This window comes from Lacticaseibacillus hulanensis, assembly GCF_004010095.1.
GTDB lineage: Bacteria > Bacillota > Bacilli > Lactobacillales > Lactobacillaceae > Lacticaseibacillus > Lacticaseibacillus hulanensis.
Window position 1 is genome coordinate 1 of sequence record NZ_RRYD01000026.1, and the last position, 12,740, is coordinate 12,740.

The window sequence follows — 12,740 nt, forward strand, 5'->3', positions numbered from 1 at the left end:
ACCGGCCGCACGGAAAATCCCAGCCGCACGGAACGCGCACCGGCCCCGCCCAGGCGCGGCCCCTATACCACTCAGTACCTACTACCACTAAAACAACTGTCGCTGGAAATTATGCCAGAATCTCCTGGGCGGCGGAGTCCAGTTCGGTGGGCTTGTTGATGATGCGGGCGGCACCGGCCTTGCGCAGTTCTGCCAAATCGCCGAACCCGTATGTGACACCGAGCGTTGCCACTTTGTTATTGCGCCCGCCTTCGATATCGGTGAACCGGTCGCCAATCATGAGGCTCTGGTTCTTGTCGGCATGCGTCTGCTTGATTGCATAGGCCAGAACGTCCGTCTTGGACACGCGCGTCTTCTCGTCTTCGGATGCGCCGTAAAGCCCTGTGAACAAATCATTCATGCCGAAATGCTCGACAATCCGCTTGATCATGTGCTCCGGCTTGGAGGACGCTACTGCCATCTGGTAACCCTCGTCTTGCAGCTTAGCCAAGGTTTCGGGAACATCCTTGTACAGTTGCAACTCGAAGATTCCCTGCGCGTTGTAGTAATCCTGGTACAGGTGAATCGCGTGCCGCACACCCTTTTCATCGAACTGAGGAAAGTATTTGTTGATGCTGTAGGCAAGACTTGGGCCAATCCAGTCACGGTATTCAGCCGCAGTTAGTTCCTTGACCCCAAGATTGTTGATCATGTACTTAATGCCGTTCACAATGCCCTGTTCTGAGTCAGCGATTGTGCCGTCGAAATCGAAAAAAAGCGTCTTGCTCATGTTATGCCATCCTCCATCAAAATAAGTGTCGCAACAGCCTTCATTATCCCCGAAACGCCGCAAGTTTTCCAGTCTCTTATTTTCAACAAAGTGGCGCGTCCAGCTAACGGTCATAGCCTGGCTGAATTCGCCCTCAATATGTCAAATAACGGATTGCAACTCACAAATACCTGCTTTGGGCACAAAAAAACAAGGTAAGCCGCTCGGGCTCACCTTGTTTTGTGAATTAATTAAGCTTCTGGCTTGTCGTCGTCAGCTGGTGCGGCTGGCTGGTCAGCGGCTGGTTCTGCTGGTTCGTCTGCTGCTGGTTCTTCGGCAGCAGCTGCGGCATCGGCTTCTTCGGCAACTGCTTCAGCTTCGCCAGCGTCCTTCGCCTGGGCAAAGGCACTCTTGCCGTCAACCACGATGTCGTCGAAGTTTTCGTCGTCGTCTTCATCGTCGTCGTCGGTGACTGCAGCCCGCACTTCTGCGGTTGCTGCATCGTAGTCATCCATGTCGAGGGGCTGTGGCTTTTCAATCTTGGTCTTGAGGCCGGTAACGAATTCTTCGGCACTGCTACGCAAATCACCCGTTGCATCCTTTGCGTATTCAAAGTAGTCAGCCGCGCGGTCTGAAATCTGGTCCTTACCGTCGCGCAACTTGCGCTTCAATTCGCTCGTGGTCTGAGGTGTCAGCAAGTACGTGGTGGCAATTGCTGCAGCACTACCAAGGATAAAGCCCAGTACAAAGTTTTTACTCTTAGACATAAATAAATCCTCCAATCAATTATTCAAAGTTGTGGTTAGTCTTATTTCTTCTTGCTCATTTGGGAACGTAATACAGAAAATGCGGTTTTGCCTGCCTTAACTGCCAGCGAAGTCTTGGCGCTGCCGGCAGTTGCATCGAGCCGTTCAGTCAGGTTACGCGCAGCTGAGTTCAAGTCGCTGACGCTTTCGCCCAAATCACCCATTGCGTTGAACACTGGGTCGATTGCGGCTACCTTGCCGTTGACGTCAGCCAGCAAATCGTTGGTCTTGACCATTAAATCCTCAACTTCTTTGGTCAATGTGCCAAGTTCACCATTGACTACATTCAGTGTTTGCCGCACCTCACCAATTGTTGGTTTAACTTCCTTAATTGCCCGGCTGATTTGCCAACCGACAACCAGAATTGCCAGTGCAATAATCAAAAATGCAATTGCTGCAATTAACCCCGCGACTTGTCCTAATGTCATGCCACACCATCCTTTCCGATACGCTATGTACTCCAAGGATACCATCTTGAGATTGCGCATTCAATTTTTCGACTGAGTTTCCGTCTTTTTCGTCGAGTTTTGTCCGGCAAAATAACACCGAATAACACTCTGTGATTTCTAGTTTACGCGGTTTACGCCAAAAAGTCACCAAAAACTGTATCCGCTTACCGCACGTCTTTTACGCCGATTTTGTGTCCGCGCGCATAATTCTCTGCTACACTATTTACATACACCAGAGCCACATGTAGTGAAGCAGAAAGGACGTCTTCGCGTGAATTATCTCACCGCAACAGCCATCACGACTAAACGTGCAAACGCCATTGTCCGTTACTTTGAACGGACTAATTGGGAAAAAATCACGGACACCCTAATTGATCGGGGCATCCAGCTTATTTTCCTCACCCTAATCTTCCTTCTCATCAGGCGGCTGGGCAAATTCCTAATTCACCGCGCCTTTGAGCACTACCGGCAACGCGTCGATGCCGGCGGACGGGTCGACACCATGGGCGCATTGACCCAGAACACGTTCGTCTACGTGGTGGGCTTCTTTTACGCGTACAGTTTTCTCACCATTATCGGTATTCCCGTTGGCACGCTGATTGCTGGTGCCGGAATCGTTGGGTTAGCCGTTGGGTTTGGTGCCCAGGGCTTCGTCAGCGACCTCGTCAATGGTTTCTTCATCATCATGGAAGGCCAACTTGACGTGGGTGATTCCGTCCAGATTGGCGACATCGCCGGCACCGTCACCGCTGTCGGTCTGCGCACGACCAAAATCACGAGCGCTGACGGCACCCTCAACTTCATTCCCAACCGCAGCATCACCATCGTGCGGAACCTGTCCCGCAACGCGATGAACATCACCGTCAGCATTCCCTTAGCTGGTGGCGGCCACACCGCAGAGATTGAACAAATCCTGACGCAGGTTAACAAGGAACTCGGCCCGAATTCAACCGAGCTCACGGCCGCACCCCAGCTGCTCGGCCTTAGTCAAAATAGCTGGGGCGGCTTCGTCTACCAGGTTCTCCTGACCACGACGCCGGGCAACCAGCTGGCAGCCCAGCGGCAGTTTCTCGCGGCGTACGTGGATGCCCTCACCAAAGCGGGCATTCAGCTACGCACCGCACCCACCCCGCAAGCACCGGGCAAGTAGCTCGGGGGTTGCAACTGGGCCGGAGTGTCCAGGAAAGATCTCAGGTGTGCATCAAAATAGGAGTGTGCCGCCCGCAGTTGTTTGCGGCTGGCACACCCCTATTTTGTTGGGAAAATCTAGATTTGTATTGAGGAACTGATGGCTGCAAGCTTAAGCGGAAACGAGATAACTCTCAAGTCGCATACTAACCAGACGCTAACGGCGACGACGCCAAGCCGAATTGTTAGTCTGGCGATGGCGTCTGTCCGGCCCCAACCGACCGCCACAGCAATCGCGAAAATACACACCGAGGCCAGGCCAAGCCCCTCACTGATTATGCCTACCCCCGCACAGTGTGGACTAGGTGGTTGAAAGTTTTCATCCATTCACGGCGGGTCACAATGCCCGTGAACTCTCCCGTGTCCGCAACCACTGGTAGGAACGGGTTGTCGACCAGCAAGTGCAACACGTCCTCCGTGTCGTAAGGATTCTCGATGGTCGCCACATCCGTTTGCATCACGTCACCGACGCACAGAGTGTCCAGTTTGTCGAAACTGAGCTTCTCCAGTCCGAGCATGGTCTCCGTGATCATCGGCATGGACAGCAGGCCCTCAAACTGATCATCGGCGCCCAGCACCGGAATCTTGGAATAGCGCACCTTGGTTAACACCAAAAATGCGTGCGTCAATGAGTTGTCCGCCTGCACCGTCGCCACGCGTGATGCGGGAATGACGAAGTGCTCCTTGTTTTGCATCAAAATTTCATTTATCTCGGGGTCAATCAATTGCTTTGTTCCCTTCTATTCGCCGAGCAGCCGCTCAGCTTAACTGTGCCGGCCGGTGTTAATTGCCACCGCGGTTTTACCCGTCAGGCCGGCTATTTTCTTTGCTAACTCCTATTATTTTACCCGGTCGGCATTAAAAATGCAGTAGGTAGCGCTAACATTGTCAGAAACTTCAAAAACTTAAATGACAGTACGCATTTTATCTGCTAAAATTCAGACTGTTTGGTTATTTTTTCAAAAAGGTACATACTATTTTCGACGTATTTGCACCGATTGCTCAAGTGCAACCACTAGATACGCTGGAGTATAAATATTAGGAGGAAATACTGTGACTTACGATTTAGGGGTTCGGCTCGTTGCTGAATTCATCGGTACAGCAATTATGATTATTCTGGGTAACGGGTCAGTTGCCAACGTTGACCTCAAGGGGACTAAGGGTAACGGGTCTGACTGGATGCTCATCGCGGTCGGTTACGGCTGTGGGGTGCTCATCCCCGCCCTGATGTTCGGTTCCATCTCTGGAAACCACATCAACCCCGCCTTCACCATCGGCCTGGCCGCTTCCGGCTTGTTCCCATGGAGTGAGGTTCTGCCATACATTCTGGCCCAGTTCGCCGGCGCCATCGTCGGCCAGCTCCTCGTGGTTGCAGCATACAAGCCCCACTACGACATGACCACCAACCCGCAGCATATCCTCGGGACATTCGCGACCATTAACGCCACGAAGAGCAAGCTCAATGGGTTCGTCAACGAATTCATTGGCTCCTACATCCTCTTCCTCGGTGCGCTTGGGATTACGAAGGCACCATTCTTCGCGCAAAACGTTGGTGTCGCCCACTTCGGTCTTGGCTTCCTCGTTGCGACCCTGGTTGCAAGTCTTGGTGGCCCAACCGGACCTGGCCTGAACCCCGCACGTGACCTCGGTCCCCGGATTGTTCACGCCCTTTTGCCACTGCACAACAAGGGCAACTCCGATTGGGGTTACTCCTGGGTGCCAGTTCTCGCCCCAATCCTTGCCGGGATTTGCGGTGTGGCAACTTACAAATTCTTCTTCATGTAAACTAGTAACGGGTGCTGATCTCATGGTCGGCACCCGTTTTGTTTACTTAAAATAATTAAAATTGGCCGTTAGCCGCTGCGCATCGCTGGTCCATCAAGCTCGACGCCCCTAATTTTGCGCATCCAGCAACGCCTAAACCCGCAAGCCAGAATTAATACACGCATAATTTATACCTACCATACATTACAATTTTTATGCAAAAGCCATACCACTAGGACTAGATTTCGCCCGTATCCGCGTCATTTGGGCATTTGTATAGTTATCCTAGCCATTTGCCACCACCCTAAATAAACGATACGATAAGCGCGGGGAATGTATTGGTAGCACATAGGTTGCTACGGGGGGAATAGCTATTGACTGATAATACATACGTAAAATACACTTCGGTGGGCCAAACCATCAACGAGCTACGTAAGCGGAAGAACATCACGGTGAACCGCCTGTGCGCCTATTGCGATATTTCCAAGGCGACGTACGTGCGCATCATCAATGATAAGTCCGAAATTCGGTTGCCGGTTCTAATCAAGGTGCTTGAGGTGCTTCGGCTTAGTTATGCGGAACTGAGCGCTGTGTTCGTCGACGAAATGTCCATGCCAACCCGGCTCATTGAGCAACTGGAAGACTTGCTGTACACGAGCAAGCCGAACGACGAGAAACTCGCCGCTGGGTTTAGTGACCTGCACGCGCGCATTCACGAGGTAGCGCTTGAAAGTCACAACGACGGGCTGCACGAAATCGATCAGTTCTGCCGGGTGCTGGCGGCGCGCAATGCTGGCAACACCGCTAAGAGCAAGCAGCTGGCCAGTCAGTTAGTGGGCAGGCTCAGCACTTACGGAGAGTGGACCTCCTTTGAGTGGTCGCTCGCAATCGACACACTGCCCTTCCTTGATTTTGGCCTCGTTAAAACCACCGTCGATCGCATTCAGCACGACCAGTCAGTGTCTCGTGCTGAGCAGTGGGCGGCCGCGCATTCCGAATCCAGCCACAACCACATGTGCTTGTTCCTGCTGAACGCCGCCGTTGATGGGCACGTAGCCAGCAACATCATGTGGGCGGTGCACACGATTCAATCTTATTCCGCGACCGAGGACAATTTGTGCTTCCGGCTCGTGCAACAGTTCACCCGCATCTGCGCGCTGCACCTGGATGGCGAGCATAATGCGGCGCTGAAACTTGCCGCCGCCGGGGACTTGGCCCTGGATTTCGTCGCCGACGGGGTTGAAAAGAACTCCGCCTTGGGGCAAGCCCTGCGCAACTGCCTTCACGCAATTGAAGCAACCGATTGGGAGAATCTAGCCTAAATAACCACACCAGTAAAAAGCCCGCCACGCCTGAATAAGGGGTGACGGGCTTTCGCTTCGCCTGAATCATTCAATATTAGCCCTGCGCGCAACTAATTGCGTATAAATAAGCGCCGGTTTCTCGGCCAAGTGCACACACCAAACGTCCAGAAGCTTCTCGTTGCAAGTCATTTAGTGTTCTGGTCCGTGCTTGCAGTAAGCGTCACGTTATTTTTTCGCCGGTTACGTAAATGCCACAGCAAGGTGAGAAGCCAGGCAGCCGCAAACAGCAGCCACATGAACGGTGCCCCGGCCAGCAAAAAGCGCGTTCTGCTGGTGGGCACGTATTTGAGCGTCAGGGTATTGTTGCCGCGCTTTTGCGGCACAATGACCGCCCCGATGTCCGTACGTTCGAAATCGGCGGCCCGCAGACGGTGGCCGTTGAGCCGCAGCTGCGTGTGCGCGTAACTCACCACGGGCACCTGAACCACCCCGTGCTTTTTGGCCTGCCACTGAACCTGCAGACGGCCGCCACTAATGGCTTTCTTGGTGAAGTTCGGGGTCTTAGCAACGATTTGGTCGTAGTAGATAACGTAAGGACTGGCATCGTTGATTTCCTGAGCCTGCTCAGCGTACGCGTTGGCGTCAATCTTGTTCCCAATCTGGCCCTTAATGGCGGTGTCCGGCGTTGTGACCAGTACCGTTTGGTTGTGGTACAGGGCGTACTGACTGTTGTTCTTCAGCCAATCAACGGATTCATCCGGTACGGGCAGATAATCGGGTGTGGCCTTCGTGACCATTTGCAGCGGCAGACCCAAATCACTGCCGGCAAACGCCTCCCGAATGGTGGTCAAATCCGGTGCCTGGAGGGTAACACTGGACGTGGACTGTAGCATTTTCGGCTTATTCCACTCATCCGCCACGCGCCCCACGTCGGACATCGTCTGGTAACCCACCAGAATCACGCCAAACGCGAGGATACCGGACAGAATCTGTTTGCCGGTGAGCCCGAGGGACATTTCCACCTGACTGAGCGTCCGCGCAAGACCGGTGAGCAGCAGCAACGTCGCCACCGGGGCAAAGCGCGATGGGAACTGCAGGTAGCTGCCCACGATGTTGTGCTGGGCCACGATTGTGTTCCAGGGAATTAGCGAGCTGGCCAAAATGAGGAACGCGGCGCCGGTTGCCGTAATGATGACGTCGACCACGTGCCGGTTGCGCCGAAAAATCAGCGCCAGAATCTGGGCAATGAACGCCGCGGTGCAGACAATCCCCAGACTGCCGCCAAGTGTGCCGCGGCCGTAATTGCCGAGCGACAACTTGCTGGTATACGTGCCGGAATTCAGCGGCATGTACGGGGCAAGCACGTGATTGGACCCGTACACTTCAAGCATCGCGCCCCACACGTTGACCGTGAGCAGCAACACAATCAGAATCCCACCGAGAATGCTGACCGTAAACGACACTTTGCGGTGACTGCGAACAAAGGCGGCAACAACAAAGGGAATCATCGCGACGGCAATAATCACGGAACTAAGCGCGTGTGTTTGTACCAGCACCGCCGCGCTCAGGGACAGGGCAAATATCGGCACCCGTCGATCGGGGTTGCGCAACATGTATACCCCGCACGCGAGCACAAACGGCATGAGCGCGGCCCCCCACCCCATGAATTCCTGGGTGGTAATCCACGATGGCACCCAGCCGGTGAGCATGTAGAGCAAACTAGCGGCAAGGGCGAACCGGCGCTTGCTGCCAGCGGTCCGGGCCAGTATGTACGCACCACTACCGGCAATGAGTTCAATCAAAAAGCCGACAATCAGTTCGAACTTAACCCAGCTGGCGGCGTGCAGGAGAATCCACCCCAAAGCATAGGCCAGGTACGGACCATAGAGGGCGTTCACAATTCGGCCCGTTTGCTGGAACCCATAATTCGACTGAAAATAGCTGTAATTGTGCTGACTAATCTGCTGCGCAACGTCATAAAAGCGGTTGAAGTGGAAGATGGCATCAACGCCAACAATTAAACTGTGATTCAGATACTGCGGCAGGATGGTCAGGAACGCCACCATAACGATGACTCCCGCAACCACCAACCGCTCACGCCACGCGCGTGGAACATTTCGCTTCATCATTTCACCCAATCTAAGAAATCCGGACAATTATATGTCTACTCTACGCAAAAAAGCACCGTTGCGCCAGCCACAGCCCTATTTCACATCTATTCTTAAGGTGATTTTTGTAAATCCGCTATTCCATCCCCGTTTGACGTGCTAAGATAATGCCATACATCTGAGGAGAATTTGTTATGAAAAAAATCAAATTACTAATTCCAATTATCCTTAGCCTCACGTTGCTGGCCGCTTGCGGAAGCCACACTAACGATGCCAAGAAGAGCAGTTCATCCTCCGTAGCGCTCAGTCCGGCCAACAAAATCGCCTACAGCCTGAGCGATTACGAGCGCATCAACCTCAATTTTTTGAGCAAAGCCAGCTCCGCCAAGCCGGATGCCTGGGTGAAAGCCGACGCTGATAACGCTTTTGGCAGCGAGACCGGTAATTCTTCATTCAAGGTTGCCGGCTTTGACGCCACCACGTACCAGTGGCGCAAAGGTAACAGCCGCATCACCATCACGTTTGCCGGTAAGGGCGGCAGCCGCGGCGCGTTCATGAAGAGCATCGTGAGCGCAACCAAGGCCAAGTCGAGCAAGGTGGCAACGCGCAAGGCGGCCGATACGATTAAGGTTGGCGACTCGGAAGCCAACGTCAAAAAGGCTCTGGGCACCGCCTATTCCCAAAGCGAGAACCGCACAAGTGATGGCCACATCCTGCACACATGGCAGTATAGTCTGGATGACGGCAGCAGCTTGACGGTCAAGTTCGACAACAGCAAGATCATCAACATCGCCTCGACGCCTAAGTAGGAACACGCGGGCCGCTTTGCGCTGCGGGGTTGGCCTCCGGGGCTGGGCTAGGCCTCGGGGGTACTTCGCCGCGTAAATCGTCTGGCGCCGGAAAACCGCCGTTTCCAGACTAAAGTCACAGTTAGCACCTGACTAGTACGCTATTTAAAGGTTAAGTTATCGTTTTAGCTTGTAACTCATACCATCAATCCTCAACGCAATTCTAAATTTTCCCCACCAAAAAAGAGCATGTGCCAACCAGAAAGCTACTGGTCGTCACATGCTCTTTTTATTGCCACGCAACTGCGCGTGCAGCCTATGCCTAACTAAAAACCTGCGTCAGTTCCGGGATGATACCCTTGCGTGATGCGTACTGAACCGTCACCTGGCTGCCTTGGACCTCAATCAGTGCGTACGTCCCGCCGAGGTTGCGCAGTTCGCCGCGTGGCTGGCTGATGCTGCCGGGGTTGATGCAGACAACGCCGGAGTGCTGCTCCGCCTTGGCGACGTGCGTGTGCCCGTAGATTGCAACCCGCGCGTTAACGGCACTGGCCGCAGCGACGAGTTTCTCCATGCCGAACCCGACGCCGTACAGGTGGCCGTGCGTCATGAAGATGGTCGTCCCCGCAATCGTCTTTGTCACCGTGTCCGGGAAATTATCATCAAAGTCCATGTTGCCCCGCACCGCGGCGTACGTCTTAAACAGTGGATTGTCATACCGCAGTTCGGAATCGCCCGCGTAGAAATAGCCGTCCATATCGGGGTACTGAACCAGCAGTTCCTGCAAAATCAAGTCATCCCCGTGTGTGTCACTCACCGCCAAAATCCGCATTAGATTACCTCCAGCATTGTCTTACTTCTTACTTCAGTGCATCAAGTTTGGCCCCGAGCGCGCGTAATGCGTTGCCCCGGTGGCTAATTCTGTTCTTCTCTTCCGTGGTTAGCTGCGCCATGGTCTTACCTAACTCTGGCAAGAAGAAGAATGGATCGTAGCCAAAGCCGTTGTCCCCTTCAGGCACGATGCCAATTACACCGTCAACACTGCCCTCAGCGACCACATCGTCTTGCGTGCGGCCAGGGTGTGACAGCACCAGCGTGGTCTTGAAGTGCGCGGTGCGCTTCTCCCGCGGAGTACCGCCCAGTTCTGCCAATAGCTTGGCGTTGTTGGCCGCATCGTTGTGCGCATCGCCGGCGTAACGCGCGGAGAAGACGCCCGGCGCCCCGTCCAGTGCGTCCACCATGAGCCCGGAGTCATCCGCCAGCACTGGCAACCCCAGCTGCTCACTATAACCATGCGCCTTCAGCTTCGCGTTCTCCTCGAAGGTTGTGCCCGTTTCGTCGACGGTCGCAACGTTCGGGAAGTCGGCCAGACTCTTGACGGCAATGCCGCGCTTGGCGAAGAACTTGGCGATTTCACTGACCTTACCCTTGTTCGTCGATGCGACCACGACGGTTTGACCATTTTCGGCAAAATCTTCGACGTAGTGGTCGGCCTCACCCGTAATTGTCACGTGCTGGGCCGTCAGGTTGTCCAACCCGAGCCAGTCCGCCGCGATGGTTTTGAACATTGCCGGGTGGCCCGTCGTGTAAAACTCGCGCGTGCCCGTCTTGGTCTGGGGGTTGGCCATATCAAAGTAATCGAGCAACACCGACACTTCGCTGACCGTTTCCGCGCCGGAGTCGATTAGCTTCACGTTCTTGCCCATCGTTTCCTGGATGAACGGCCGCAGAAGTGGGTAGTGCGTGCACCCCATTACCAGGGTGTCGACGTTCGCCGCCACCATCGGCTTCAGCGTTTCGCTAACGACCCGCTCAGCAATTGGGTCGGCGTACTCGTTGCTCTCGACGACTGGCACGAACTTAGGTGCAGCCAGGCTGGTGACGGACAGGTTTTCGTTGCGCCGGTGCAGCGCCTTCGCGTAGGCATCGCTGCGCACGGTCCCCTCCGTGGCGATGACGCCAATGCGGCCGGTGCCCGTGGCCTTGACCGCTGCCCGCGAACCAGGCACAATCACGCCAACGACCGGAATGTCCAGGTGCTCCTTCAGTGTATCAAGTGCGGCGGCCGTAGCCGTGTTGCACGCAATTACGAGCATCTTGATGCCCTTCTTGCGCATGAAGTTGGTCATCTGCCAGGTGAACTGCACCACCTGTTCCGCTGGCCGGGGACCGTACGGCAAACGTGCTTGGTCCCCAAGAAAAATGACGTTCTCGTGGGGAAGTTGCCGCAAAGCCTCCTTGACGACGGTCAATCCGCCGACACCGGAATCAATAAAACCAATTGGTGCTTCCTTCATCTTCAAATCCCTCTTCTAAGTGGCAACGCGAAATCGCGGCGTTGCGCGCCAAAATTTGTGCCTATCTTGCATCTCGGTTAAAACCCTGAAACTACATTGTCATCCGCTTCCAGTAAAATTTCAAGGGGCAAAGCCGCAAGTTAAACTAATCAACCTTTTTTAACGAACGTTTGCCCACAAATTACACTTGTTTGCCAACTTTTTACGTTCCCTAATGTTTTTTGGGCCGTGGATTCTGTATACTGAATGTATTATCTAGGAGGCGTCAAAATGGCGGAACCACAATACACCGACTTAATGCACGGGGACGATACGACCCCACTGTTCGGGCAGCTAATGCTGCGCGACGTCGTTTTACCAGATTTACTGGGTGAGCAGGCTAGTACAATCACGTACTTTGCTGGTCGCGACCTTGCCATGCGCCTACCAGTTCCGGACGACCAGATTCCGGCTGTGTTCAGTGCGCTCGGACTCGGCAGCTTGCAGCAAGACAAGATGAAGCTCAAGCTGCGGACGTACACGCTGACGGGGACTCCCGTTAACGTGCGGCTGCAAAACTTCAAGCAAGCCGACTTCCAGTTCGAGGCCGGACTTTTGGCCCAGCTCATTCAGCAAAAACTCGGCATGACCGCCGAGGCGACAAGTACGGTGCACGGCACGACCGTCACGTTCACCGTCGGCATCGACCCAAGTGAGGAGCAGCAAATCATCTGATCCAAGTTTGCGCGCCCGCTGCCCGCAATTACGGGGGCAATAGCCACCAGCATCATTATTACATTGCACCAAAAAAGCCAAGGCGAAAAATCGCCTTGGCTTTTTTTGAATTAGTCTGTGTACTTGTTCAGAATCTCTTCCAGCTGGTCCTTCGTGTGGTAACCCACAATCTGTTCCACCGGCTTGCCATCCTTCTTGATGAGCAGGGTTGGGATTGCCTGGATACCAAAGCTCTTAGGGGTTTCTGGGTTAGCATCAACGTCCATCTTGGTGAACTTAACGTTGTCCATGCTTTCGTCCAGCTTCTCAACTACTGGTGACTGCATGCGGCAAGGACCACACCAAGTTGCCCAGAAGTCCGTGAGAACGACACCAGTGTCGGTTTCAGCTGCAAAATCCTGATCAGTAACTACTTTAACCATGAGATTTCCCCCTCAAATTTACGCCGGCACGCCCGACGCTTACCTTTTGTAAGTTCATTCTATCATGTTGGCCCAGTCTTTGTAAACCCCAAGCAAAACCGTAACGTCTTGGGCGTGGCAGTGCCACAATTCCTTCGCTTAATCCGTTCGGC

13 protein-coding genes are annotated in these 12,740 nt (G+C 54.0%); 5 read left to right on the plus strand and 8 right to left on the minus strand.

The window, feature by feature from the left end:
* Nucleotides 1-109: 109 nt before the first annotated feature.
* The 3 genes from EKN00_RS07440 to EKN00_RS07450 form a co-directional block, all read right to left on the minus strand.
* The gene (locus EKN00_RS07440) at nt 110-769 is read right to left on the minus strand and encodes an HAD-IA family hydrolase (RefSeq protein WP_127849506.1); all 660 of its coding nucleotides are present in this window, start codon (nt 767-769) and stop codon (nt 110-112) included.
* Between the two features lie 230 nt (nt 770-999).
* Nucleotides 1,000-1,515, minus strand: coding sequence for a YtxH domain-containing protein (locus EKN00_RS07445; RefSeq protein ID WP_127849507.1), 516 nt, complete (start codon nt 1,513-1,515; stop codon nt 1,000-1,002).
* Between the two features lie 41 nt (nt 1,516-1,556).
* Nucleotides 1,557-1,982 (minus strand): DUF948 domain-containing protein, encoded by a 426-nt coding sequence (locus tag EKN00_RS07450; RefSeq protein ID WP_127849508.1) that lies wholly within the window; start codon nt 1,980-1,982, stop codon nt 1,557-1,559.
* Between the two features lie 292 nt (nt 1,983-2,274).
* Between EKN00_RS07450 and EKN00_RS07455 the strand changes: the two genes are divergently transcribed.
* A complete protein-coding gene (locus tag EKN00_RS07455) occupies nt 2,275-3,153 on the plus strand; it encodes a mechanosensitive ion channel family protein (RefSeq protein WP_127849509.1) in 879 nt (292 codons plus the stop codon).
* A 319-nt stretch (nt 3,154-3,472) separates the two neighbouring features.
* Here EKN00_RS07455 and cbpB read toward each other — a convergent pair whose 3' ends face one another.
* On the minus strand, nt 3,473-3,916 hold the full coding sequence (cbpB, locus tag EKN00_RS07460; RefSeq protein WP_127849510.1) for a cyclic-di-AMP-binding protein CbpB: 444 nt from the start codon (nt 3,914-3,916) through the stop codon (nt 3,473-3,475).
* Nucleotides 3,917-4,244: 328 nt separating this feature from the next.
* On the opposite strand from cbpB, the gene EKN00_RS07465 reads away from it, so the two are divergent.
* Both EKN00_RS07465 and EKN00_RS07470 read left to right on the plus strand, forming a co-directional pair.
* Complete coding sequence (locus EKN00_RS07465) at nt 4,245-4,976, plus strand: MIP/aquaporin family protein (RefSeq protein ID WP_127849511.1); 732 nt, start codon at nt 4,245-4,247, stop codon at nt 4,974-4,976.
* A gap of 353 nt (nt 4,977-5,329) precedes the next feature.
* The gene (locus tag EKN00_RS07470) at nt 5,330-6,277 is read left to right on the plus strand and encodes a helix-turn-helix domain-containing protein (RefSeq protein WP_127849512.1); all 948 of its coding nucleotides are present in this window, start codon (nt 5,330-5,332) and stop codon (nt 6,275-6,277) included.
* 167 nt (nt 6,278-6,444) lie between these two features.
* Here the strand turns inward: EKN00_RS07470 and EKN00_RS07475 are convergent, their stop codons facing one another.
* Nucleotides 6,445-8,388 carry a hypothetical protein gene (locus tag EKN00_RS07475; protein WP_127849513.1) on the minus strand — a complete coding sequence of 648 codons (1,944 nt, stop codon included), beginning with the start codon at nt 8,386-8,388 and terminating at the stop codon, nt 6,445-6,447.
* A gap of 173 nt (nt 8,389-8,561) precedes the next feature.
* On the opposite strand from EKN00_RS07475, the gene EKN00_RS07480 reads away from it, so the two are divergent.
* On the plus strand, nt 8,562-9,176 hold the full coding sequence (locus tag EKN00_RS07480; RefSeq protein WP_127849514.1) for a hypothetical protein: 615 nt from the start codon (nt 8,562-8,564) through the stop codon (nt 9,174-9,176).
* A gap of 301 nt (nt 9,177-9,477) precedes the next feature.
* On the opposite strand, the gene EKN00_RS07485 is transcribed toward EKN00_RS07480, so the two are convergent.
* Complete coding sequence (locus EKN00_RS07485) at nt 9,478-9,987, minus strand: YfcE family phosphodiesterase (RefSeq protein WP_127849515.1); 510 nt, start codon at nt 9,985-9,987, stop codon at nt 9,478-9,480.
* Nucleotides 9,988-10,015: 28 nt separating this feature from the next.
* On the minus strand, nt 10,016-11,452 hold the full coding sequence (gene racE / locus EKN00_RS07490; protein ID WP_127849516.1) for a glutamate racemase: 1,437 nt from the start codon (nt 11,450-11,452) through the stop codon (nt 10,016-10,018).
* A gap of 270 nt (nt 11,453-11,722) precedes the next feature.
* On the opposite strand from racE, the gene EKN00_RS07495 reads away from it, so the two are divergent.
* A complete protein-coding gene (locus EKN00_RS07495) occupies nt 11,723-12,166 on the plus strand; it encodes a DUF2507 domain-containing protein (protein ID WP_164848070.1) in 444 nt (147 codons plus the stop codon).
* A gap of 110 nt (nt 12,167-12,276) precedes the next feature.
* Here EKN00_RS07495 and trxA read toward each other — a convergent pair whose 3' ends face one another.
* Nucleotides 12,277-12,588 carry a thioredoxin gene (gene trxA, locus EKN00_RS07500; protein WP_127849518.1) on the minus strand — a complete coding sequence of 104 codons (312 nt, stop codon included), beginning with the start codon at nt 12,586-12,588 and terminating at the stop codon, nt 12,277-12,279.
* Between the last annotated feature and the right edge of the window lie 152 nt (nt 12,589-12,740).

Coding starts and splice junctions, on each gene's coding strand:
- EKN00_RS07440 (WP_127849506.1), bottom strand. CDS start 769: ATGAGCAAGACGCTTTTTTTCGATTTCGACGGCACAATCGCTGACTCA.
- EKN00_RS07485 (WP_127849515.1), bottom strand. CDS start 9,987: ATGCGGATTTTGGCGGTGAGTGACACACACGGGGATGACTTGATTTTG.
- EKN00_RS07450 (WP_127849508.1), bottom strand. CDS start 1,982: ATGACATTAGGACAAGTCGCGGGGTTAATTGCAGCAATTGCATTTTTG.
- EKN00_RS07495 (WP_164848070.1), top strand. CDS start 11,723: ATGGCGGAACCACAATACACCGACTTAATGCACGGGGACGATACGACC.
- EKN00_RS07475 (WP_127849513.1), bottom strand. CDS start 8,388: ATGATGAAGCGAAATGTTCCACGCGCGTGGCGTGAGCGGTTGGTGGTT.
- EKN00_RS07445 (WP_127849507.1), bottom strand. CDS start 1,515: ATGTCTAAGAGTAAAAACTTTGTACTGGGCTTTATCCTTGGTAGTGCT.
- trxA (WP_127849518.1), bottom strand. CDS start 12,588: ATGGTTAAAGTAGTTACTGATCAGGATTTTGCAGCTGAAACCGACACT.
- racE (WP_127849516.1), bottom strand. CDS start 11,452: ATGAAGGAAGCACCAATTGGTTTTATTGATTCCGGTGTCGGCGGATTG.
- EKN00_RS07480 (WP_127849514.1), top strand. CDS start 8,562: ATGAAAAAAATCAAATTACTAATTCCAATTATCCTTAGCCTCACGTTG.